At 31.7% G+C, this 22152-nt stretch carries 18 protein-coding genes and 1 tRNA gene; 8 read left to right on the top strand and 11 right to left on the bottom strand.

What is annotated here, in order from left to right:
- Positions 1-87: 87 nt before the first annotated feature.
- Positions 88-597, top strand: a complete 510-nt coding sequence (locus DK441_RS11600; RefSeq protein WP_160112061.1) for a hypothetical protein — start codon at positions 88-90, stop codon at positions 595-597.
- A gap of 53 nt (positions 598-650) precedes the next feature.
- On the opposite strand, the gene DK441_RS11595 is transcribed toward DK441_RS11600, so the two are convergent.
- Positions 651-2693, bottom strand: a complete 2043-nt coding sequence (locus DK441_RS11595) for a glutamine--tRNA ligase/YqeY domain fusion protein (RefSeq protein ID WP_109098868.1) — start codon at positions 2691-2693, stop codon at positions 651-653.
- Positions 2694-2854: 161 nt separating this feature from the next.
- Between DK441_RS11595 and folB the strand changes: the two genes are divergently transcribed.
- Together folB and DK441_RS11585 are read left to right on the top strand one after the other, a co-directional pair.
- On the top strand, positions 2855-3211 hold the full coding sequence (gene folB, locus DK441_RS11590; protein WP_109098867.1) for a dihydroneopterin aldolase: 357 nt from the start codon (positions 2855-2857) through the stop codon (positions 3209-3211).
- Positions 3212-3306: 95 nt separating this feature from the next.
- Positions 3307-3377 (top strand) — tRNA-Cys (locus tag DK441_RS11585).
- Between the two features lie 30 nt (positions 3378-3407).
- On the opposite strand, the gene DK441_RS11580 is transcribed toward DK441_RS11585, so the two are convergent.
- From DK441_RS11580 to rnr, 3 genes are all read right to left on the bottom strand, one after another.
- Complete coding sequence (locus DK441_RS11580) at positions 3408-4103, bottom strand: LysE family translocator (RefSeq protein ID WP_034240356.1); 696 nt, start codon at positions 4101-4103, stop codon at positions 3408-3410.
- A 37-nt stretch (positions 4104-4140) separates the two neighbouring features.
- Positions 4141-4818, bottom strand: coding sequence for a head GIN domain-containing protein (locus DK441_RS11575; protein WP_109098866.1), 678 nt, complete (start codon positions 4816-4818; stop codon positions 4141-4143).
- A 67-nt stretch (positions 4819-4885) separates the two neighbouring features.
- Positions 4886-7087, bottom strand: coding sequence for a ribonuclease R (gene rnr, locus DK441_RS11570; protein WP_109098865.1), 2202 nt, complete (start codon positions 7085-7087; stop codon positions 4886-4888).
- Positions 7088-7634: 547 nt separating this feature from the next.
- Here rnr and DK441_RS11560 point away from each other — a divergent pair.
- The 4 genes from DK441_RS11560 to DK441_RS11545 all read left to right on the top strand — a co-directional run bounded on the left by DK441_RS11560 (position 7635) and on the right by DK441_RS11545 (position 10234).
- Positions 7635-7874, top strand: a complete 240-nt coding sequence (locus DK441_RS11560; RefSeq protein WP_109098864.1) for a hypothetical protein — start codon at positions 7635-7637, stop codon at positions 7872-7874.
- 552 nt (positions 7875-8426) lie between these two features.
- Complete coding sequence (gene rpiB / locus DK441_RS11555; RefSeq protein ID WP_109098863.1) at positions 8427-8861, top strand: ribose 5-phosphate isomerase B; 435 nt, start codon at positions 8427-8429, stop codon at positions 8859-8861.
- A 3-nt stretch (positions 8862-8864) separates the two neighbouring features.
- Positions 8865-9782, top strand: coding sequence for a cation diffusion facilitator family transporter (locus DK441_RS11550; protein ID WP_109098862.1), 918 nt, complete (start codon positions 8865-8867; stop codon positions 9780-9782).
- A 5-nt stretch (positions 9783-9787) separates the two neighbouring features.
- Positions 9788-10234 (top strand): GNAT family N-acetyltransferase, encoded by a 447-nt coding sequence (locus DK441_RS11545; protein ID WP_200822846.1) that lies wholly within the window; start codon positions 9788-9790, stop codon positions 10232-10234.
- A gap of 39 nt (positions 10235-10273) precedes the next feature.
- Here the strand turns inward: DK441_RS11545 and DK441_RS11540 are convergent, their stop codons facing one another.
- From DK441_RS11540 to DK441_RS11510, 7 genes are all read right to left on the bottom strand, one after another.
- The gene (locus DK441_RS11540; protein ID WP_109098861.1) at positions 10274-11896 is read right to left on the bottom strand and encodes a S41 family peptidase; all 1623 of its coding nucleotides are present in this window, start codon (positions 11894-11896) and stop codon (positions 10274-10276) included.
- A 46-nt stretch (positions 11897-11942) separates the two neighbouring features.
- The gene (rnpA, locus tag DK441_RS11535) at positions 11943-12320 is read right to left on the bottom strand and encodes a ribonuclease P protein component (RefSeq protein WP_109098895.1); all 378 of its coding nucleotides are present in this window, start codon (positions 12318-12320) and stop codon (positions 11943-11945) included.
- A gap of 110 nt (positions 12321-12430) precedes the next feature.
- Positions 12431-14260: a M1 family metallopeptidase gene (locus DK441_RS11530; RefSeq protein WP_109098894.1), complete on the bottom strand. Its 1830-nt coding sequence runs from the start codon at positions 14258-14260 to the stop codon at positions 12431-12433.
- A gap of 10 nt (positions 14261-14270) precedes the next feature.
- Positions 14271-15977: a S8 family peptidase gene (locus tag DK441_RS11525; protein ID WP_109098860.1), complete on the bottom strand. Its 1707-nt coding sequence runs from the start codon at positions 15975-15977 to the stop codon at positions 14271-14273.
- On the bottom strand, positions 15961-16821 hold the full coding sequence (locus DK441_RS11520) for an MBL fold metallo-hydrolase (RefSeq protein WP_109098859.1): 861 nt from the start codon (positions 16819-16821) through the stop codon (positions 15961-15963). The genes DK441_RS11525 and DK441_RS11520 overlap by 17 nt, the downstream gene beginning before the upstream one ends.
- A gap of 187 nt (positions 16822-17008) precedes the next feature.
- Positions 17009-19273, bottom strand: coding sequence for a SulP family inorganic anion transporter (locus DK441_RS11515; RefSeq protein WP_109098858.1), 2265 nt, complete (start codon positions 19271-19273; stop codon positions 17009-17011).
- Positions 19274-20134 carry a universal stress protein gene (locus DK441_RS11510; RefSeq protein WP_235015753.1) on the bottom strand — a complete coding sequence of 287 codons (861 nt, stop codon included), beginning with the start codon at positions 20132-20134 and terminating at the stop codon, positions 19274-19276.
- 133 nt (positions 20135-20267) lie between these two features.
- Here DK441_RS11510 and DK441_RS11505 point away from each other — a divergent pair, with 133 nt between their 5' ends.
- Entirely contained in the window at positions 20268-22103 is a 1836-nt protein-coding gene (locus DK441_RS11505; RefSeq protein ID WP_109098857.1) for a sodium:proton antiporter, read from the top strand.
- Positions 22104-22152: the final 49 nt, after the last annotated feature.

The raw sequence follows: 22152 nt of genomic DNA, 5'->3' as shown, positions 1-22152 counted from the left end.
TTAATAAGAAAAATTAATGATTTCTTAAAAACTATAAAAATTACTTATACCACAAAAAATTATTATCTTTATAAAAAAATTTCCCCCATGAAAAATTACTTATTTATTTTCCTTCTTATTTCCGGAAGTGTTTTTTGTCAAAACATGACTACACTAAAAGAATTTGCATTACGAGATGCAAAAGCAACTTCTAAAGCGTCAATGGATAGAAATTTAAGTACCATACTCAAATACACTCATCCAGAAGTTTACAAAGCGTATGGAGAAAAACAATTAATGGATACAATGGATGAAATTTACAGAACCATGGATGCACAAAAAATAAAAATCCTTAGTTCTGAAGTAGATGAAGTAACCGAGATAAAAAAAGAAAACAGAGAATATCATTGTTTAGTTAAAAACACTGTAAAAATGGACTTTAATGGTAGATTAATTACATTAAAAAGTTCATTATTTGGTTTTTATAACAAGAAAAAATCTCAATGGTATTTTGTAGAATCTAATAAACTTCTTGATGATCCGCAAACCAAAAAGCTCTTTCCTGATTTTAAAACAGATATCGAAATTCCTTTAGATGAGCACATTGCAGATAATTAAAAATTAAAAAACTTATAGACACAAAACATTTTATGCATCTACAAGTTTTTCCTTTATATATCATAGTCAGAAGCCACTTTTTGGGCTTCTAATTGCAATAATTCATTCTTATCCTCAAGAGCTTTGGTAACAAAATCTTTTGCTAACTGATCCGGTTGAATTCCTTTATTTTTAAGGATTTCACTCAAGGCAATCATAGTAGCGATACGAGTTCCTGCTTTTTTTACAGCAGTTTCATAAAGAGGTACAAGCTCTTCTATTTCTACAGTTTTGGCAGCTTCTATAATTTTGATTTTAAGCCCTTCTCTTTTAACATCTGGTACATTTGTATACTTCTTCCCTGCTCTTTTTATTTCTTCGATTGAAGGTATCGCTTTTTGCTGATTCTGAGGTTGTTTTTTAATATTTTGATCTGTTGGAACTGGTTTTACCTTTGCCCAGGTATCTCGTAAACCAACAGTTTTATTAAATACCAAAGCACCAGGGGCACTATCAATATCCACATTAAAATACCCCAATCTTTGAAACTGAAACTGGTCTAATGGTTTAACATCCTTTAGACTAGGTTCTATATAACCTGTTATTATTTTTAAAGAATCTGGGTTTAAAAACTCAACAAAATCTTTGTCTTTATGACTATCTGGAGCTTCATCATTAAATAATCGATCATAAATCCTAACTTCTGAAGGAATAGCATGACTTATTGATACCCAATGTAATGTACCTTTTACATTACGTTTTGATTCTTCGGTACCACTTCCCGACCTGCTCTTTGGATCATATGTACATTGGATTTCTGTAATATTTCCTTCGGCATCTTTTATCACCCGTTCTCCTTTGATGATATACGCATTTTTAAGACGTACCTCTTTTCCTAAAGTCAACCTAAAAAACTTTCTACCAGCTTCTTCTTTAAAATCTTCTCTTTCGATATATAATTCGCCAGAAAATGGTACTTTTCTAGAACCTGCAGCTTCATCTTCTGGGTTATTTTCTGCTTCTAACCACTCTTCTTCTCCTTTTGGATAATTGGTAATAACAAGCTTAACCGGATCCAAAACAGCCATTACTCTTGATGCTGTTTTATTAAGATCTTCTCGTACACAGAACTCTAATAATGATACATCAATTACATTTTCACGTTTTGCAACGCCAACAGTTTCAACAAACTTTCGTATTGATGTTGGAGTATACCCACGTCTTCTTAATGCCGAGATTGTAGGCATCCTGGGGTCATCCCATCCAGATACTACTCCTTCTTCTACTAACTTGAGTAATTTACGCTTACTCATGATCGTATAACTTAAATTAAGTCTTGCAAACTCCCTTTGTTTTGGTCGTATATTCGTACTATATACTTGATCAAGGAACCAGTCATACAATTTTCTATGTGGTTTAAATTCTAAGGAACATAAAGAATGTGAGATGTTTTCTATATAATCACTTTCGCCATGTGTCCAGTCATACATCGGATAAATACACCAATCATCACCAGTTCTATGATGAGATTTTTTTAATATTCTATACATCAAAGGATCTCGCATTAGCATATTTGGATCTGCCATGTCGATCTTTGCCCTCACTACATGATCACCTTCATTAAACTCACCTTCTTTCATTTTCTGAAAAAGGTCTAAATTTTCTTTAACAGAACGGTCTCTGTATGGACTATTGGTTCCTGGTTCTGTGGTAGTTCCTTTTTGAGAAGCAATAGTTTCTGCAGATTGAGAATCTACATAGGCCTTCCCACTCTTAATCAGTTGAACAGTCCAATCGTACAATTGTTGAAAATAGTCAGACGAGTAACATTCTTTATCCCATTGATATCCCAACCACGTTATATCTTCTTTAATTGCATCTACATATTCCTGTTCTTCTTTGGCAGGATTAGTATCATCAAAACGTAGGTTTACCGGTGCATTATACCTAAGACCAAGACCAAAACTAATACCTATTGCTTTGGTATGTCCTATATGCAAGTATCCATTGGGTTCTGGAGGGAAACGAAAACGTAAATTTTCTGTACTCATACCGGTTGTAAGGTCCTCCTCTACAATATGCTCAATAAAATTAAGCGATTTTTTTTCTTCTGACATCTGTAATCTAATAAAACACAAAACTACAAATTCTAATGCTGCCCTGCTATTGTATAAAAATCTTTAATACAATTATTTTATTATTACCAAAATTCATTAGAAAAGGGGTATTCTCCCTACACAAATCAAAAAGATTCTTTTTACATTTGCTTAAAAACCCCGTGGGATTAATAAAGTTGAAAAATATCAAGGTTTATGCCTATCATGGATGCCTTGTCGAGGAGAAAAAAATAGGATCTGATTACAGAGTGGATCTAAAGATTAAGGCCGATCTATCAAAGTCTGCAATATCTGATCGTTTAGCAGAAACTGTAGATTATGTTCATCTTAATCATATTGTAAAAGAAGAAATGGCTATTCGTTCTAAATTGTTAGAACATGCTGCAGAGCGAATTTTAGTTCGTATATTAGATGAATTACCATTGGTTGATAAAGTTATTGTAGATGTTTCAAAAATTAATCCACCTATTGGTGGAAATGTAGAAATGGTTACTATAACAAGGAGCAAAAAACGATAACTATAGTGTTAAAATTGTATGAAAAGCGTTTTATTGTAAAATCATTTAAGAAGTAATCATAAATTTTTTTACATTTGCCTTCCAACCAAAAATTGGGTGTCGTGGCCGAGTGGCTAGGCAGTGGTCTGCAACACCATCTACAGCGGTTCGAATCCGCTCGACACCTCGAAAATCCTGTACTTACGTGCAGGATTTTTTATTTAAATCTGGATTCTGGTGTTATTTTTTCAATTTCGTCCTGAATTCGTTTCTCCATTGTATCTGGTAAAACACCTTTTAAAATAAGAAATACACCAAATACAATCATAATAATACTAATGACCCTTTTGATGATATAGGTTCTTTTTGGAGTTAATTTTCTCTTCAATCTCTTTGCTAGCAACATTTTAAAGAAATCAATAAAAAGATATGTACCTAAAACCATTGCGAAAAAACGTAGAATTCTATTGGTATTCATATCTAACTGTGGTCCTATAACGATAATAACACTTAACCAAAATCCTAATACTCCAATATTTATAAAATTGAGTAAAAACCCTTTTATAAATAACATAAGATAGTTATGTTTATTGATAATTTCTACCGTAGTATCTCTAAGTTTGTTATAGTTTTTTCTTTCCTGAATAAAAGAAATTACACCATATGTAGATAATAACATCCCTCCAAATATAAATAAGGCAGGATCATCTTTTATTTTTTCTAAAATCTGATTGGTACTAAAATAAGCGATAAGAATAAATACTATATCTGCAAAGATAACTCCTAAATCTACAGCTAAAGCTGCTCTAAACCCTTTAATAGCTGCTGTTTCCAGAAGTACAAAAAAAACGGGTCCAATTAGAAAGGCTAATAAAAAACCTAATGGTATAGCTGCTTGAGCATCTTGAAGCATAGGGTCTAAGCGTATTTATTACAAAGTTAAAAACTACTTAGTTAACTTCAACAATTTTTCCACCTAAAAATTTTTTAGTATCCTTTTGTTTCGGATCTCCATAAATCCTTATACTTCCTCCTGCATTAGTATTTGCTTTGATATAATCTTTAGCATTTACTTCTGCTACTCCACCAGCACTAATTTTTACTTGTGTTCTTTTTGTTTCGAGTTCACTACCAAAATACTTTCCTCCAGAATTAATAACGACTTCCTGTTCTTTAGCTATACCCTCTAAATGTACTTCTCCGCCTGTAACCGCTTTAATAAATAATGTTTCACTTTCAGTTTTTGCTTGTATAATTGCTCCTTCCTGAGCTCTAAGATCAAGTTTATTTCTGGTAAGAACATCTTTTACTTCTACTGTTGATCCTTCATTAGCATCAATTTTTCTAAGTTCTTCATAATGAACCAAAACCTCGGTATTACTTTTATCCCACAGATTATCCAAAGACATTCTAATTTTTAAAATAAGACCTTCTTGAATAACTTCTACGTCGTATCTTTTATAACCAGTGATTATAACTTTATGTTTATCACTTTTAACAAGAGTTACTTTTATTTTATCAAAAACTTTTACTTCTGTAAAATAATCTAGATTTTTAGTTTTAACGTCTTCTTGTGCTTGCCCTAATGCAACCCATAAAAACATAAAAAGAAATATCAATTTTTTCATCGCCCAGTTTTTAAGATTTATATTTCAACTCTGATCTTACAAAAAATAAACGACACCAATTTTTTGATTATTCTATTTCTTCCTTGTTTCCTAACAAGGTAAAATCTAAGTGTCGTTTTATAAGATCAGCATTTTTCACTTTTACATATACCTCATCTCCTAATTGGTATACTTTTTTAGTTTGTTCTCCTATAATAGCATATTCATCTTGATCAAAAACATAGTGATCATCACTCATGTCTCGCAGACGAATCATACCTTCGCATTTATTATTAATTATTTCTACATAAATCCCCCACTCGGTAACTCCAGATATGACTCCCAAAAACTGTTCATCTTCGTGATCTTTCATAAACTTTATCTGCATAAACTTTATAGAATCACGTTCTGCACTAGCAGCTAGATTTTCCATACTACTACTATGATTACATTTTTCTTCATATTCATCTTCTGCAACAGATTTTCCTTTATCTAAATAATGCTGTAACAAACGGTGTGCCATAACATCTGGATATCTTCGTATTGGTGAAGTAAAATGTGAATAATAATCAAATGCTAATCCATAATGACCAATATTATGAGTAGTATATTCTGCCTTACTCATACTACGTATAGCTAAAGTATCAACTAAATTTTGTTCTTTTTTACCTTGAACATCTTTTAATAATCCATTTAATGAATTGGTAGTGGTCTTTCGATCTCTAAGATCTAATTTATATCCAAATCTTCCAATAATATTTTGTAATGCTGCTAATTTTTCGTCATTAGGCTCATCATGAACCCGATAAATAAATGTTTTTTTAGGATTTTGCTTTCCTATGAACTCTGCGACCTTTTTATTAGCTAATAACATAAACTCTTCAATAAGTTTATTAGCGTCTTTAGAAGTCTTAAAAAACACTCCTACTGGTTCGTTATTTTCGTTTAGACTAAATTTTACTTCTACTTTATCAAAAGAAATAGCTCCTTCTCCCATTCGTTTACCTCTCATAACTTTGGCAAGCTCATCTAATTTGAGTACAGCATCGGCTATTTTTTGATCGGCTTTATATTCTTTTCTGGTAAGTGAGATCTCTGCCGGAATTACATTATCGCGGGTTTCTATAATATGCTGCGCTTCTTCATATGCAAATCTCGCATCAGAATAGGTTACTGTTCTTCCAAACCATTGGTTTTTAATTTCTGCTTTATCATTTAATTCAAACACTGCAGAAAATGTATATTTCTCTTCGTTTGGTCTTAATGAACAGGCATTATTAGATAAAACCTCGGGTAACATAGGTACTACTCTATCTACCAGGTATACAGATGTTGCTCTTTCATAAGCTTCATCATCAAGTATTGTTCCTGGTTTTACATAATGTGATACATCAGCAATATGAATTCCGATTTCATAATTACCATTTTCTAAAACCTGAAATGATAATGCATCATCAAAGTCTTTGGCATCTTTAGGATCAATAGTAAACGTAAGAATTTTTCTCATATCCCTACGATTCTTGATCTCTGATTCCTGAATAGATGTATCTAAAGTGTTAGCATAATTCTCTACCTCCTCAGGAAACTCGTAGGGCAGACCATACTGAGCCAAAATAGCATGTATCTCGGTATTGTGTTCTCCTGGTTTTCCTAATACTTTAACTATTTTTCCAAAAGGTGAATCTGCTTTTTCTGGCCAGTCTTCTAGTTTTACTAAAACCTTATCTCCGTTCTCTGCATCGGCTATTTTATTCTTTGGAATAAAAATATCGGTATACATTTTGCCGTCTTGCATATTTACAAAAGCATAATTTTTTTGAATCTCTATTACACCAACAAACTCACTTCTTTTACGAGAAATAATCCTCGAAATCTCTCCTTCGCTCTTTCCTCTTCGTTTTCTGCGATACACATAAACCTCTACCTCATCTCCGTTTAACGCTTTATTAAGATTGTTATTTGGAATAAAAATATCATCTTCAAGATCTTTTACAATTACATATCCTGTACCTTTTGAAGTGATTTCTAAAATACCCGTATAGGTATTAATATTAGGGATGATTTTAAATTTTCCTCTATCTACCTCTTCTATCTGTTTCTTAGCAGCAAGTTGAGATAATTTTTTTATAATCTGGTTTCTACTACTTGCATCATCTACTCCTAGTTTTGATGCGATTTGCTTATAATTAAAACTTTTATTTGATTCAGCTTTTAATATTTTGAGTATTTCCTGGGTAATATTCTCTATTTTAGGTGACTTCTTTTTTCTTCTTCTACTCTTTCTTTTCATTAATGTCTATTCTATATATTTATGATAAAAGTACAGCTTATCTTTTAACATCAGTAATTTTAACTTTAAACTTTTATTAATACTTAAATCATATTACTACCAAATAGCTATAAAATCCATTATCTGTAAATCAAGATATTACATCAAAAAAAAGTAAATAATTACAGCTATTTTTCTTAAAATTTACTTAATTTTAGTACACTAGGATTCGATTTTATCCGTTTAGTATTTAATTCGATATGCACAAAATCAAAAAAATACATAAAATCATATTACTCTTCATACTCATATTTCTATTGGGCATATATTCGTTTACTTTATACATTAATAATACAATAGATCATAAACAAGATACTTTAGAAGGATCAGAAATAAATAGTTCTGTAAAAACAGATCGTGAAGCCAGTCAAATCAATTAATCTTTTACTATAAAAAATTATTTATCAATCTAAGAGAAATTGATATTCGTTTTGATTAGTATCAATTTGATTGTTACGCTTATTTTGTATCTTGTAGAAATAAGATTATCAAGGAATAATTTTAAGAAATGAAAGATTTTATTACTATTAAAACATATACATATCCTTTTGAGTATGCAATACTTAAACTACTTCTAGATCAAGAAGGTATTTCTTATTTCTTCGAAAATGAAACAATGGTCGGTGTTTTTCCTTTCTACTCAAACGCACTGGGAGGTATTAATTTAAAAGTTCATCAAAGAGACAAAAACAAAGTACTTCAGATCATAAGTGATCTTAACACAAATTCTCATCTTAGAATTGTATAACCTAATATTCATATTTTCTTTATAGTTTTCAACATATATTAAATATATCTTTTTCTTTTTTTTAAATTTAAAATTAATAATGATGATTATAATATAGTGTGGATAGCGGTATAACTTTTTTAACTTTTATTTGTTTTTTAAGTTAAACTGAATTTTAAAATATATATGAACAGGATATCATTATTCTAATTGCTTGAAAATGTTCTAAAAATGAAATTTAATTAACAACTGTTAATAGTTAATCAACAGCTTAAATTTTTAATATTTTTACGGTAAAACCGTAGTTTATAACATTGACTTAACATTTGAAAACTTAGCCAAAAAAACAGGGTTTAAAATTTTGATTTCTTCCTACGATACTTGTATTCTAATAAAAATCAAAACCACCAAAAAAACTTTATGAATTTTAAGAACTGTTTATTCACACTCAGTGTTAACAGAAGGTTATGAGTTATTAACATTACCGTAATATTGGGTTAAATTATTGGTTTTTTGGAGTTTACTTTTTTTAGATTAAATTATCTTTGCTTTATTAATGAAACGAACAAAAAAATGAAAATAGCTATTGGAAATGATCACGCAGGAACTGAATACAAATTTGCAATTGCAGAATATTTAGAATCTGAAGGTATTGAAATTACTAACTACGGCACTAATGAAAACAATAGTGTTGATTATCCTGATTTTGTACATCCTGTAGCAAAAGATGTAAATACTGAAAAAGTTAGTTTTGGAATTTTGGTTTGCGGAAGCGGAAATGGTGTTGCTATGACAGCTAATAAATACAATAATGTTAGAGCTGGACTTTGCTGGACAAAAGAAATTACAGAATTAACCAGACTTCATAATGATGCTAATATCATATGTATTCCTGCAAGATTTACATCTCTACCTCAAGCTGTTGAAATGGTAAAAACATTCTTAGCAACAAAATTTGAAGGAGGCAGACATTTAAATAGAGTACATAAGATACCAATGTGTATTTAATCTATGGTAAAAATTCACGCTCATAATCATTCATATTCTCATGATAAACTTACTGGGCGTAATTTATTATTTTCTATTCTCTTAAATATTGGAATTACAGCTGCCCAGGTAGTTGGTGGTTTGATTTCTGGTAGTCTTTCTCTATTATCAGATGCATTACATAATTTTAGTGATGTACTTTCTTTGATAGTTAGCTTTTTTGCTAATCGATTGGCAAAAAGAGAAGCTTCTATTAAAAGAACTTTTGGTTTTAAAAGAGCTGAGATCATGGCAGCGTTTATAAATGCTATTTCATTAGTTATAATAGCATTTATTCTTGTGTTTGAAGCAATAGAGCGATTACTAGATCCACAGGAAATAAGTGCACGTGTTGTAATTATTCTTTCTGTAGTAGCAATTTTTGGAAATGGACTAAGCGTTTTGCTTTTAAGAAAAGATAGTAAGGTAAATATGAATATGAGATCGGCATATTTACACCTGGTAACAGACTTAATGGCATCTTTTGCGGTTTTGATAGGGGGATTGTTAATGAAGTTTTATAAACTATTTTGGGTAGATAGCCTGTTAACTTTTGTAATTGCAATCTATCTGATTATTGTAGGCTATGATCTCTTAAAAAAATCATTCAAAGTATTAATGTTGTATACTCCCGATACTATTGAGTTAAAGGAAATAGTAAGAGTAATTAATGCTTTGCCAAAAGTTAAAAGTATACATCACATACATGTGTGGCAACTTAACGAAGAAGAAACACACTTAGAGGCACATGTAGATTTTGATAGTGATATTTTGGTTTCAGAATTTGGAGAAACACTTAACACTATTGAAAATATACTTCATAAAGAATTTAAAATCAACCATGTTACGCTACAGCCAGAATATGGAAATAAGGATAATAAAGATATTATTGTACAGGATTAAAAAATATGGATATCAAATTTAAAGTTAAACGTTTTGATGAACTCTCTGCACTAGAACTATATAAAATTTTGCGCTTGCGCGCAGAAGTATTTATAATAGAGCAAGAATGTATATATCAGGATATTGATGATATGGATCAAAAAGCACTTCATGTGATAGGATACAAAAACGAAGAAATTGTTGCCTATACACGATTATTTGATGCAGGCGATTATTTTAAAGATACTAGTTTTGGACGAGTGGTCATACCTAAAAAAGAAAGGCAGTATGGATATGGTCACAAACTAATTAAAGAATGTGTGAGTGCTATAGAAACATATTTTAAAACTAAAGTGATTAAAATATCTGCTCAGACATATTTAAAAAAATTCTATGAAACACACGGTTTTACGCAAATAGGAGAGGAGTACCTCGAAGATGGTATTCCTCATATTGGTATGATTAGAGAATAAAGAAAGACTCATTAAGTCCTAATGAGTCTTTCTTTATTCTTATTTTAAAAGCTCTTCGTACTTATTTTTATTACCTAGTATTTCCTGACTTTTAGCTACTTCTGGGTTATGTGTTACATAATAATTATATAATCCTTCACGATAGAAATAACGTTTAATAATCTCATCTGTTAACAAATTAACAATTTCGGTCTTATAAGTGTCTAAAGCTGCTTGTTTAGAAGTATTTATCGAAGCAACAAGGGTATTATAAGTAGAGATTATATCTTTATCGAACTTTTCCTTTTTTGCTATTTCTAATGATTTTTTAAATGATTTTTCGGTTTCGGTCTCAAAATTAAACTCACTTTGTTTTACAAAACTTTTAAAATCTTGATAATCTTGATCTGTAAATTTAAAATCAGAGGATTTTTTTAATTGATGAGAATAATAATATTTTGTTCCATATTCAAAAATAGCATCAGATCGTAATAACGCGGTAGTAATTTTACTAAATTTAGAGGTCTCTAATTCAATATCAGGCTGTATACCACCACCATCATATACTGTTCTTCCGTTTTTGGTTTTAAAGGCTTTAAAATCTTGCTCATTGATGCGTACAGCATTGTTATTTTTATCACGATTCCAATAATCTAATGCCTGAATACATCTTCCGCTTGGGGTATAATATCTAGAAATAGTAATTTTTAATTGAGTACCATAAGTTAGTTTTTTTGGTCGCTGCACTAATCCCTTACCAAAACTTCTGGCACCAATAACTATTCCTCTATCTAGATCCTGAATACTACCCGCAACAATTTCACTTGCCGATGCACTTCTTCCATTTACTAATACGACTAAGGGAATTTGGATATCAATAGGTTCTCTCTTTGTAAAATATTCTTTATTATATTTTTTAACCACCGATTTTGTAGTAGTGATTAACTCTCCTTTTGGCACAAAAATATTAGTAACGTTTATAGCTTCACTTAATAAACCACCAGGGTTACCTCTTAGATCTAAAATTACTTTATTAGCTCCTTTGGCTTTTAAATCTTTTAAAGCATCAATAGTTTCACTAGAGGCTTTGTTATTAAATTTTGATAATACAATATATCCGGTATTATCGTTTAGCAAAGTATAAAAAGGAACAGCATCTACTTCTATTTCTTCTCTTGTTAATACAGTAGTTTTAGTTACTCCCTGTCTTTTATAGGTAATGTCAACTTTAGTTCCGCTGGCTCCTTTAAGAAGTTCTCCTGCATCATCTTTAAAATCGGCTACTTTTACATCTCCTATTTGTATAATTTCATCACCAGCTTTAAGACCAGCTTTATCTGCAGGATAACCTTTATAAGGTTCTATGATAATAATTTTATCTTTTATTGTTTTTACAGAAGATCCAATACCTGTGTATTCTCCTGCATTACGTATTTTTGAAGCTTCAACATCCTGCTCGTTCCAATATTTAGTATAGGGATCCAAATCATCTAACATGGCTTTGATTGCCGTATCCATTAATTCTGCAGGATTTGTTTCATCTACATAATTCATATTTAATTCTTTGAACATAGTAGTGAAAATTTCAATCTGCTTAGCGATTTCAAAAAAATCTGACTTAAAACTTACCGTAGATAGTAAGATAATCACGGCAGCTACGGGGTAGATAATTCTCTTCTTCATTGATGTTTTCTTTAAATATTGCAAATCAAGTAAACATGTGATGTTGTTATTTTGATTTTATTTCTTGTTCGACAAATTTTTGTAATATTCCTTTTATTTTAGATTCTATTAACGAATATTCGGGCATTTCTTTACCCGAAAATAAAAACATAAAAGTGAATTGATGAGTAGTGTTGGGTACAATATACTTATTTTTTCTATAACTTTCACGCATTAAACGCTTTATACAATTACGATCTACTGCTTTTTTAAAGTTACGTTTGCTAACCGATACGCCAGCCCTAATTTTAATACTCTCTTCAAAATTTAATTTTTTATATACTAATCTAACGGGATATTTGGATATAGATTTTCCTTCAGAAAAAAGTAATTCTATTTCCTTTTTGCTTTTTAATCTTTCTTTTTTATTAAAAGTAGCATTCATTGGCATTAAATGTAGTGAATAGATTTTTTATAGAAGCAATAAAAAAACCGGTACTAAAACCGGTTTTTAATAAGACTTTAGTCTATGTGATTTATTCTTGTTAATAACAATTATTCTGAAAAACTATTATTTTTAGGGTTTATATCAGCCATAGTATTTGTAATATCGATTCCAATCGATTTTATTTCAGATTTTGGTTTAGAAAGATCTAAAGAATACGTTGGGTTTGTCCAAGGCCAATCAGGTAATATAGTTCTTTTCATTGATGGGATTGGGTTTTCCTTTTCATTACGCATCACTCTTAAAGGGATATAAAATGACTCTATAGTGCTATCTTTATATTCTACATAAAGATCAATAGGCATTGGCATTAATCCGATACGTTCTAAAGTGATTTTGGTAGTGTCATTATCTTCAACGACATCTTTAATTCCGTAATCTATTGTATTTGTCGTTTGCGTCCAATCTGTTAGATACCAATCTAATTGTATTCCAGACACTTTTTCTGCTACCCTTTTAAAATCATTAGGTGTAGGGTGCTTAAATTTCCATTCATCAAAATATCTTTTAATCGTTTTTGCAAGATTATCTTCTCCAATAATATATCCTAATTGTGAGAGAAAAACAGCTCCCTTCGTATAAGCAGAAGCTCCATATGCAGCATTATGCGAATAGTGATCTGCTTGAGTGGTCTGTGGTTGTTCTATACCAGAAGTAGCTAATTGATAATATCCCTGGTACATCCCTCTTAGTGAATTAGGATTATTCTGTTTCATTACATCATTCATCGCCAGGGTAGAAATATAGCTGGTAAATCCTTCATCCATCCACTCATGTTTAGATTCGTTATTAGCCAGAATATGTTGAAACCATGAATGTGCCATTTCGTGTGCTGTAACGCCAACAAGGCTACCAAAATTTCTTTCTCCTGTGATTAGAGTCGACATGGCATATTCCATACCACCATCACCACCTTGTAATACAGAATATTGATCATATGGGTATTTTCCTATCTTTTCGCTAAAATACTTCATCAACTCTACAGTTTTGGGCTGTAGATCTTTCCAGTTTTCTATAATTTCTTTCTTATTTTTATACAAGAAATGAAGCGTAGGACCATTGGTCATCTTTACAGTGTCGTGCAAATATTCTGGATCTGCAACCCATGCAAAATCATGTACATTGGGAGCTTTAAAGTGCCATGAAAGCTTCTTACCTTTTCTACTTACTTTTGTACCAGGCTCTTCATATCCATACCCTATTTCTTGTGGGTTTTGCAAATATCCTGTACCACCCAAAATATAATCTTTATCAATAGTTATGGTTACATCAAAATCACCCCATACTCCGTGAAACTCTCTTGCGATATAAGGAGCTGCATGCCACCCTTCAAAGTCATATTCTGCAATTTTTGGGTACCACTGTGTCATTGATAATGCAATACCTTCTTTGTTATTTCTTCCTGAACGGCGTATTTGTACAGGTACCTGACCGTTAAATTTCATAGAAAAAGTAACCTTTTCTCCTGGTGCAATAGGTTTATCTAGTGATACTTCTAAAACAGTCCCTGCAGTTTTATATGTTAATGGTTTTCCGTTTTGTGTTAAAGAAGAAACCTTTAAATACCCAATTTCTTCGGGAGTAAGTTTACTTATTCTGTTTCCAACCCTGGGATCAGGATCAGGAAGATTGCGAGAACGTATGTCCATTTCACTTCCTGGTTGAAATGCATTAAAATATAAGTGATAAAACACTTGATATAACGTATCAGGAGAATTATTAGAATAGACGAGTTCTTGTGTCCCTTCATATTGAAAATTTTCAACATTCATATCCACATTCATCGTATAATCTACCTGTTGTTGCCAATACGAAGTATTGTTTTGTGCTGTAACGCAAAAAACACCAACTAAAAAGCCAAAACCAATTTTTTTAAACATAATAAATGAATTATTTAGACAATTTATCTGCCATAATAAGGGCATTATACAAATTAACCATTTTACCCGATTTAGATAACCCAGAAAAGCTTCCTACATTAGTTTGCTCTCCACCAATAACTACAGAGGATTTAGTGCTTAATCCACTATCCATAAGTATCTTTTTTACCTGAGGAGCTTTTAAATTAGGGTAATATGATCTAATTAACGCAGCAACTCCTGCTACAGCTGGAGCTGCCATAGAAGTTCCTTGCAGATATTCGTAAGAATTATTAGGTGTTGTTGACCATATTTTAACTCCAGGAGCAAATGCATCAACATTGTTTTTACCGTAATTAGAGAAATCTGCTACCAAATTAGAGCCATATGCATAATTTAAAGCACCAATGGTAATAAAATTATCAGCAATTTCAGAACCATTACTAGTTTGATCATTAGGGTATACTGCTTTTTTATCTAAATCTGTTCCTTCGTTTCCTGCTGCATTTACAATCAATACATCTTTTGAGGCTGCATAAGTAATAGCTTCTCTAACCCATTCTGGATGTGTACTGTAGTACTTACCAAAACTAGTATTAATCACTTTGGCCCCATTATCTACAACATATCGTATTGCAAGTGCAATATCTTTATCGTATTCGTCTCCATTAGGAACTGCTCTAACTGCCATTATTTTTACATTTTGTGCTATACCATTCATTCCTTTTCCATTATTTCTCTCTGCAGCGATTATACCAGCAACGTGAGTCCCATGTTTTATACCTTCTTTTTTTGGATCAGGCCCCATAACATTATTGTTCCCATATTTGACATCTGTGATATCATCTACGTTATCACCTACTACAGTTCTACCATCAAATTCGGGATTTAAGTTATAATTTAACTGATCTGTGAAATGATCAACACCTTCTTTAAGGTTTTTGATAAAGTCTGGTATCGTATCGCCCGGATCCATAAACCCAAACATTTGAGCAAGAAAAGCGACATGTTGTTGCATCTCTTGAGTCTTTGCTTCTACTTTTAAAAGTTCGTCTCGAGAATAGTCTTCTTTTCCTAGTGCGTCTGTAATTGCTTTGTGCGAAACGTTAGATTGCTGAAGAATTTGTTCGTATTGTACTTTTTGAGCAGAGTTTTCCTGATATTCTTTTTCGAATTCTGCTTTGGCTGCAATATAATTTTGGTATTCACCTCGATCATTTTCGGGTACAGAAGCAAGAGTTTTACCAGCATATTTTGGTTTAAACTTTTTTATGATTCTCACATATTCAAGATTTTCATCTTCAGAATCCCCTAAAAAATTCCACCCATGAATATCATCAATATAACCGTTGTTATCGTCATCTTTTCCATTCCCTTTAACCTCTTTTGGATTTGTCCAGATCACGCCATCCAGATCCTCATGCTCAATATCTACCCCACTATCGATAACACCAACAATAACAGTCTTACCCTTTTTGTTTTTAATAAGAGTATTATAGGCTTTATTTACACTCATTCCGGGAATGGTATCAGAAACCAAATCAAACGAATTCCAACCTTTAAGTTGAGCATCGGTAAGATCTATATTTTTTAAAGGAATTGTATCAATGTTCTCTATAGGTGTAGAAACAATGGTTGGAGCACCACAGCTTACCAAAATCATAGATGAGGCAATGGTGGCAATAATTTTATTAGATGAGGGAATCATTTGATCTTTTATTTTAATTAAATATTTCATGACAAGTAAAGACTTCTTTTAATCGCACCCCCTTTTGGGTGTGTTGTACTGTTATTATTTCATTATGGGCATCATGTTGCAAGAATAAATACCATCCATTAGTAGCGGCATTATCAAGAAACAGTTTTTTTTCATCCAAGGTTAATAAAGGCCTAGTATCATAACCCATTACATATGGTAAAGGAACATGACCAGCTGTAGGCAGAAGATCTGCCATAAACACAATCGTTTTACCTTTATATTCTATATGCGGAATCATTTGTTTTTCAGTATGTCCATTAACAAATAGTACGCCAAAACCTAATTCAGTGTTTTTTTGGAACGATGTACCTGATCTGGAAATAAAATTTAATTGACCACTTTCTTGTATCGGCATGATATTTTCACTTAAAAAAGAAGCTTTTTCTCGAGCATTAGGCTGTGTGGCCCATTGCCAATGTTCTTCATTGCTCCATATTCGAGCATTTTTAAAAGCTAATTCATATCCTGTTCGGGCTTTATTCCATTGCACTACACCTCCACAATGATCAAAGTGAAGATGAGTAATAAAAACATCGGTAACATCATCTCTGTGAAATCCTTTTGCTTTTAAAGAGGTGTCTAAGCTATCATTTCCCCAAAGTGAATAATGACTGAAAAATTTTTCGGACTGCTTATCTCCCATTCCGGAGTCAATAAGAATTAACCTATCTCCTTCTTCAATTAGTAAGCATCTTGCTGCAATATCAATTAGGTTTTTTTCATCAGCAGGATTGGTTTTGTTCCATAAAACTTTTGGAACCACTCCAAACATAGCGCCTCCATCAAGTTTAAAATTTCCTGCTTTTATGGGATGTAGATTCATTTGTTTATTTTTAATTCTGTCTTTAATTAATATGATTGTCGCCAAAAGTTATTTAGATCTACACGTCTAAAGCACAAATTATTTTCTGGGGTCAAAAATGTTTTTAAGACATTTTCTATATATCTGATCCAATGGCTTATTTTGGTACTAATTAAAAATCTTTGCAAAATAGAAAAAATGGCAGGGATCAAGATTTAATTTTTGGACTTTTTAACAATAATTCATCATATTGTATACTTGATATCACTTTTTCTAAGCGAGTTCCGTAATCTAATAAAGCTTTGATCTCTTTAATACTAGCCAAACGTTCTTTTCTCATCACCAACAAAGAGCTACCATTACATTCAATATGATAATATGGATTACTCTCTAAAAACAGCACTAATTCATCAGTAAAGAACAACTTAATTTTTTCGGGTTTTTCTCCTAAAAGGAAGAACCGTTTAGAAAAATCAGGATGGCCAGAAATTAAAATATCTTTAAATCCTGAGAACTTATATATAAACTCAAGTAACCCCTCTTTGTCTAAAGTAAATTTAGGAACTTCAGTTTTTAGTTTTATAGTCATGATCGTGGTTCTCACCAAAGTACGGGCAATAAATTCACCTTCAGAAAATTCGGTATCAGAAATTCTAAAAATAGACTTTGAGTCATAAATAGAATTATTTAGATAATTGATTTTTTTAGTTTTAAAGAACACAAAATCATGCAAACCAGAGACATCATGACCTTTTTTAGGGTCATATTGCCAGGAAAAGTCATTTGCAATATTTTGTAAATCTTTTTGTCTTTTGGTAAGATTCGATTTTGCTCCTATTTTAATTTTTTTAGAAAAAGGAATCAAACTTCTTATGGCTAAGGGGTGTTCTGAAGAAGTACCATGAATATCTAGTCCTGTAATCTCAAAAGATCCTCCTTTTCTCTTAAAAGTTTCCTGATATCCTAATAAACTCTCCTGTACAGTATAATCTACAAAATCACAAAGAGAAAAATCTATTATAGTATCCTGATTCTCAGGAATTGTATCTAATTTTCTTTTTAATCGAGAATAATTAAGAAAGCTTGAAAAACTCTTTACACTAACAAAATAAGTGTCATTGAAACCTTCTTTAAACATAAGCACATTAGGTTTAAAAAGATTTCTGATAAAAAAGAGTACACTTTTATTAAGGATAAAATGTATAATAATCGTTGTTAGGATTCCGATAAGGATTCCTGTGATTAAGTTTGTTGTTATCGTTGCTATAATTGTGGCAAAGAAAATAATAAGTTGTTCTTTACCAATTTTGGCAACAATTTTTAAGTTTCTGGGAGCTGCCAGCTTATATCCTGTATACACCAAAATAGCCGCCAGTGCCGTTAGTGGAATTCTTTTAAGTTGATCTTGAAATAAAACTACAAATAAGATTAAGAACACAGAGTGAAAGAAATTAGAAGTTCGGTTAGTACCTCCGTTATTAACATTTACAGAACTACGGGCGATTACAGTAACTACATTAAGCCCTCCTAAAAAACCACTAACAATCGATGCAATACCTAATGCAGTAAGATCTTTGTTTATATTTGACCTTCTTTTTAAAGGGTCCAACTTATCTACAGCCTTAATACTTAATAGAGATTCAATACTCGAAATTAAAGTTATTGCAATAACTACTCCTATAAATTTAAAGTCAAGAATTAATGAAAAATCTGGAGTAGGGAAGTTTGAAAAAACATCATTGGGTATTTGTACTAATAAGGAGTCATCTATAGGGTAAGGAGCACTCGAAAAGAATTCGTAATAATAACTTAAACCAACAGCAATAAGAACGATCCACATGGGGGCTGGTACCAATTGAAAATATTTATTCCTGATTTTACCATAAAAAAACATAATCAATAAGCTCAAAACTCCAACTAATGCAGCAATAGCAATGGCACTATATTCAGGTTTAAATAGTAACGAAATACTATGAGGAATATCTGTTAACAAGGAAATAGTATCTCCTTTAATACTTGTATTAGCAAGCATAACATGAAACTGTTTTGCAAAAATACTTATTCCTATAGCAGCAAGCATTCCCTGAATTGCCGAAGAAGGAAAAAAGTCACTCAGAATCCCTAATCGCAATTGCCCAATAATGATCATTAATGCTCCAGAGCATATAATGGCAGCTAACGTAAAAATATAACCTTGATAAAGATCACCATTAGCAAGTGTTGTGATAGCCCCTAATAAAACAACAACCAATCCATTACCTGGACCTGTAATTGTAACTTTAGATCCTCCAAAAATGCTTACAATAATCCCCCCAACAACAGAAGCAATTACTCCAGAGATAGGAGGAGCTTCAGAAGCTAAAGCCAATCCTAATCCCAATGGTAATGCTATTAGTGAAACCACAAAACCCGAAAAAATATTCTTAGGCAGTTGAGATAAAAAACCAGATGTAGCGTTATTCGTTTTCTTCATTTATCTCATAATTAAAACATCTGTTGGTAATTCTGATAAAATATGCTCGAGATCATGAAGAAAAATACGATCTAAAAACGTAGTTCTTTTCGGAGCATTCATAATAAGAAGATCTGCAGCTACTACTTTCGCATAATGACCAATAGAATATCCTCTTTTTCCAAATATAGATTGTGTTTTTATTAAAATACCAGTTTTAAGATCTTCAGGGACATCGCTTAAGATATGTTGTACTCTAAGATCTTCTTTTTGTGCTAATTGCTCTTTTATTAATGTGTCTTTAAGCAAAGATTGATCATCTTCTACAACAACCTTAACTTCTTGACGAGAAATCTCTTCTACAATAGTGAGTTTTTGTGCACCAAGATTCTGGGCTACTTCAAATGAATCAAGAATTGTTTGTCTGGTTTTCTCATCTTTAAGACCATTTACTACGATATGATTACAAGGTCGTAAATCCTCTGATGGTTTTATTAACAACAAAACAGAACAATGTGCATTTCTGGTAATTTTTCGTGCAATTGACCCAATATAAAATTTAAGGAAATCTTCTCTTGGGATAGCACCAAGCATGATAAGATCAGCATTATTTTCTCTGGCTGTTTCAATAATTACTGTAACGGGATCCCCTTGTTTCCAAATAACATTTACTTTTTCATCACCATCGTCAGAAAATCCTGAAATTAGCTTTTTTATATTATTTTCTTTCTCATTCGTTTTTTCGCCTACATGAACAATGATCATTTTAGAATCAAAAAAATCGACCATTCGCATAGCCTCAAAAATATTATTTTTAAGGTTTGGAGAAAAAGCTACACCAATAAGGATAGTATTAAATTTATGATTAGGTAATTCGTTCAAAGATTTATTTTGTAATAATTTTAAGTGGCAAAATATAAACTTAATTTTTTAAAATCAGAAAATAGCACTTATTTCTGTTATTTTTAAAAAAATCCCGATCTTTCTCACATTAATCTGATTTAACGAACAAAGCATGTTAGAACTTGCAGGAATAATTATATTAGGGATTTTGGCCCAATGGGTAGCATGGAAATTTAAGATACCCGCAATTTTACCGTTAATTCTTATAGGACTTTTGGTTGGTCCTTTTGCTACTTTATTTACTAGTGATGGCACTAAATTGATACAACCCATCTGGAACGGGACAGAAGGTCTTTTCCCTGGTGAGAGTTTATTTTATTTTGTTTCTTTAGCGATAAGTATTATTCTTTTTGAAGGTGGCCTTACCCTAAGAAGAAGTGAAATTCTTAATGTAGGTCCGGTGATTATAAAATTAATCACGATTGCTGTTATTGTTACTTTTTTTGGCGCAGGATTGGCAGCACACTATATTTTTGATCTAAGCTGGCCTATCTCGTTCTTATTTTCTTCATTGATTATTGTAACTGGCCCTACAGTAATAACCCCGATTTTAAGAAATATTCCTCTTAAAAAAGACGTATCTGCTGTATTAAAATGGGAAGGTATTTTGATTGACCCTATCGGTGCTTTGGTAGCTGTTTTGGTATTTGAGTTTATAAGAGTAGGTGGTGGCGAAGAATTTACACTAACGGCTTTAATCGAATTTGGAAAAATTATACTTGTTGGTTTTACATTTGGTTTTACATTTGCCCATGCATTGGCATTTTCTCTAAAGAAAAAAATTATCCCTCATTATCTGCTTAATGTAGTAACTCTTGCATTGGTATTAGGGGTTTTTGTGTTATCTGATGCTTTTGCCCACGAATCTGGATTACTTTCTGTAGTAGTTATGGGTATGGTATTAGGAAATATAAACCTCCCTCACATTGATGAAATTCTATATTTTAAAGAATCTCTAAGTGTACTTTTGATTTCGATATTATTTATCCTTCTGGCAGCAAATATCAATATCGAGGATTTACAGCTCATCTATAATTGGCAAGCTGTTTTACTTTTTGTTATTGTTGTTTTTATAGTAAGACCGGTAGGGGTGTTCTTAAGTTCTCTTAACTCTGGACTTAAAACCAACGAAAAATTATTTATTAGCTGGGTAGGACCAAGAGGTATTGTAGCAGCAGGTATTGCATCATTATTTGGATTAAAGCTATATAAAGAAGGAGTTCCGGGAGCAGAGTATATTACACCCCTGGTGTTTATGATTGTACTGGGGACTGTTTTACTTAATGCTACTACAGCACGTCTTTTCGCCAAATTGGTAGGTGTTTTTCTTAAAAAATCTGAGGGAATCTTGATTATTGGCGCTTCCAAAATTTCGAGATTGATTGCAGCGTATATAAAAAATAACAATCGTCATGTCGTTTTGGTAGATAGTAATAGAGATAACATCAATAAAGCCAAAGATCTTGGACTAGAAGCGATCGAAGGCAATATTTATGGTGATCAGCTTAAAGACAATATCGAATTAAACGATATTGGGTATTTAATGGCGCTTACCGGTAACAATGATATAAATAAATACGTGATTGATAAGTTTAAAGATCAATTTGGGGAACATGGAGCTTTTAGACTAATTACTTCTGAAGAAATGTTAGACCCCCAAAAAACCCCTCATGAAGGATTATTTTCTCATACCGATGATTACTATAAACTTATTGAACTTGCCGAAAAATATCCGGGAATACAGGAAATAAAAATCAAGGATAAAAAGCAGTATAGAGCATTAATCGAGTTAACCAAAGAGGATAAAGATATTATTCCACTGTTTATAAAAGACACACATAAAAATATTAGAATCATATCCTCGTTTAGTGAGGAAATAGAACAAGTAGAAGAAGGAAGTTTTTTGGCCTATATTGGTAAGCCTATAGATATCGAAGAGGTAAAATAAATTATGATATCCTTTATAGAATAATTACATGTTGTATAAAAATCTTCTA

This window comes from Aquimarina sp. AU58 (assembly GCF_900312745.1).
Classification (GTDB): domain Bacteria; phylum Bacteroidota; class Bacteroidia; order Flavobacteriales; family Flavobacteriaceae; genus Aquimarina; species Aquimarina spinulae.
The sequence above is the reverse complement of the archived record's forward strand: the minus strand, read 5'-3'. Positions and strand labels throughout refer to the sequence as shown.